We start from the raw sequence: 2,540 nt of genomic DNA, 5'->3' as shown, positions 1-2,540 counted from the left end.
TAGCCCGCCGAGCGTTCACGCATGCGAACTCCAGTGTAGTGACGGCATATTTCCAAGGATTCTGCAGGTTGCTCATGGCGGATACTCATAAAGCGAAACTGCTCTGTCTTCGCAAATCGATTTTGAGATAGGTTCTAGTCTGTCTGGTTGGCAGATTCGGATAACTATAAACTCCAGATGTACCGGATAGACCAAACAGACAAGATAGACCAGACAGACCAGACAGACCGAATAGACGAGACAGACCAGAGAGACCAAACAACCAAGCTGGACGGCAAGTAGGGTAGTGGGTCGTGGAGAAGCAGAAGCACATGTCGGGAAGTGGCTAAGAGGGGTAGTCTCAAGTATAGGACAGAGTTCAGGCAGCGGGTCGGCTGACCTTGACATCAACTTTCAGGCCGGCCTGGGTCAGCATGGTGATGACGGTGTCCAAGCTGAAGAGATTGATCTTCCCGCGCATAAGGTCGCTGATTCGAGGCTGAGTAACGCCGAGGCGTTCGGCGGCCCGTTTTTGTGTCAGGCGTTTCTCTCGGATATGTTTCTCAAGCTCAACCATGAGCATGGCTCGGAGTTTGAGGTTTTCCGCTTCTTCCGCCTTGAATCCTAGATCCCGAAAGATATTGCACGTGGATACTCGCTTTTTCATGTATGCCTCCTCTGACTCAACAAAAGTTGAAGCCGTCGACGCGCGACACCAAGGGCTGCATGTGGGGTCTTCTGCGTCTTCTTCTCAAAAGCATGTAAGACATAGACCGCCTCTGCCAACTTCGCGAGATAGATCACCCGGTACTCGTTGTCGCAGTGAATCCGTATCTCCTGAACACCGGTGCCCACGCGAGGCATGGGCTTCCAATCCGATGGATCTAACCCCGAGAGGCCCCTAGCCATACGACCCGTTTCACGGAATAGAGTGTATACAGAATATTGTATAAGCGTCAACCTCTCTTCCAGCTTCGAAACTCGAACCTCTAGCCTCTATCCTCCAACACTCTTCCCCCTCAGCCTGCGACCCTTTCTCGCCCGTCCCGTCAGTCGTGCGCGTGCAATTGCCCGCCTCTAACCCCTCATTCATAATTCCACATTCCACATTCCTAATTCAGAACTCCTCCCCCTGCTCAACCTTAACCTTAACCTCAACCTTCCCCCAGTCGCCTCCATCCTCCAACCTCTAACCTCAAACACTCTTCCCCCCTTCAGCCTTCAGTCATCAGCCTTCAGCCTCGACCTCTTTCGCTCAACCTTAGCCTCAACCTCAACCTTTCTTCTTGCCTCCACCCTCACACCTCCAACCTCTCATTCCTCATTCCACATTCCTAATTCAGCATTCCAACTCAGCACCCAGAACTCCCAGCCTCCCCCCTCATCGTGCACGGCTAGGGAGTGCCCAACATTTTCAGAATACGTTTGGCAAGATGTTCGTTGATCTCGGTATGCCGTGGAACTGGCTGAGAAATCTTCGTGGTTGGGTTGTGGTACCAGTCGTGCTTTCCGCCGTGCCGAACTAACAGACAACCGACGGTTTCAAGCTGCCGGATAAGATCCTTGCGTTTCACCGGAGCGTCAGTTCAGCGAGCTTGCGGATGCCTGGGATCTCTCCACTCATAAGATCGTGGTAGAGGTCCCGGAGATGAGACTGCAACTCTTCGAGGGATTGCCCCTGCGTCCAGTAGTCGGGATAGTCCTGCAAATATCCCAACCATTGTTCCCCGTCTTGCCAGTAGATGTAATGAGTCGATTGCATACGAGCATTATAGCCTCAGTCGTTTGGATTGCAAAGAGGCAGCCTCAACCTTTGTTCAAGACTCCAACATCCTGGCCTCCCTGCTCAACCTGAACCTCAACCTTTCTCGTCTCCCTCAACCCCAACCTATCTTCACCACTTGCCACTCGCCACTAACGACTCACCAATTTTCACCCCTCCAACACTCTTCCCCACTCGCTACTCACTACTGTCCACTTACAAGTGACCACTCACCACTCGCGACCTCAACCTCAACCTTCCGAAACGCCTCCAACACTCTTTGCCCCAAACCTCCAATCAGTTGTGGAAACCGGCAGAATCAGATAAGTTTTCCCCATAATACCTCTCGTTGGTCTATTTGGTCTGTCTTGTCTGTCTGGTCCATCTTGTTCGTCCTGTCGTCTCGGCGCTTCGGTTGGGAGACTCGGTTAACTTGGGACACCAGATAGACGAGACAGACAAGAGAGACAAGAGAGACAAGAGAGACCAGACAAACCTAATACACCAAGCAAACAAGCTGCGACGGCAAGCAGGGGAGCGGATCGTGGAGAATTAGGAGGAACTGTAGGGGAGTGGCTGAGAGGAGTGGTCCCATGTGTAGGCCAGAGAAAACATTCCCGACCCCTTTTCTGTCTCCCGCCGGATCGCCACGCGCCGGGAAACTGTTCCTTGTATCTCTGGGCATACGGCATAATACTGTCGCGCATGAAGCATTGGGGCCTGATAGACCGTCGGTTCCATGGTCGCCCCGAGACCGGGTGTCAGCGTGGGTCGTCAGGCCCTCTCACCTGTAAAGCCC

The 2,540-nt window shown here is 52.9% G+C and carries 4 protein-coding genes; all 4 read right to left on the bottom strand.

Annotated elements, in window-relative coordinates; translation table 11 throughout:
* Nucleotides 1-358: 358 nt before the first annotated feature.
* The gene (locus HZB34_02160; protein ID MBI5314757.1) at nt 359-646 is read right to left on the bottom strand and encodes an XRE family transcriptional regulator; all 288 of its coding nucleotides are present in this window, start codon (nt 644-646) and stop codon (nt 359-361) included.
* Entirely contained in the window at nt 643-888 is a 246-nt protein-coding gene (locus HZB34_02155; protein MBI5314756.1) for a type II toxin-antitoxin system RelE/ParE family toxin, read from the bottom strand. The genes HZB34_02160 and HZB34_02155 overlap by 4 nt, the downstream gene beginning before the upstream one ends.
* Before the next feature lie 485 nt (nt 889-1,373).
* A complete protein-coding gene (locus HZB34_02150) occupies nt 1,374-1,553 on the bottom strand; it encodes a type II toxin-antitoxin system HicA family toxin (GenBank protein ID MBI5314755.1) in 180 nt (59 codons plus the stop codon).
* Nucleotides 1,550-1,741: a type II toxin-antitoxin system HicB family antitoxin gene (locus HZB34_02145; GenBank protein ID MBI5314754.1), complete on the bottom strand. Its 192-nt coding sequence runs from the start codon at nt 1,739-1,741 to the stop codon at nt 1,550-1,552. Before HZB34_02145 ends, HZB34_02150 begins: the two co-directional genes overlap by 4 nt.
* Between the last annotated feature and the right edge of the window lie 799 nt (nt 1,742-2,540).

Source organism: Nitrospirota bacterium (assembly GCA_016219645.1).
In the GTDB taxonomy this organism is placed as follows: domain Bacteria; phylum Nitrospirota; class Nitrospiria; order Nitrospirales; family Nitrospiraceae; genus Palsa-1315.
This window is presented reverse-complemented; position numbering and strand designations above follow the sequence as displayed.

Bases quoted from the DNA above. Each gene is read 5' to 3' on its own strand.
- HZB34_02160 (MBI5314757.1), bottom strand. From the start codon at position 646: ATGAAAAAGCGAGTATCCACGTGCAATATCTTTCGGGATCTAGGATTC.
- HZB34_02155 (MBI5314756.1), bottom strand. From the start codon at position 888: ATGGCTAGGGGCCTCTCGGGGTTAGATCCATCGGATTGGAAGCCCATG.
- HZB34_02145 (MBI5314754.1), bottom strand. From the start codon at position 1,741: ATGCAATCGACTCATTACATCTACTGGCAAGACGGGGAACAATGGTTG.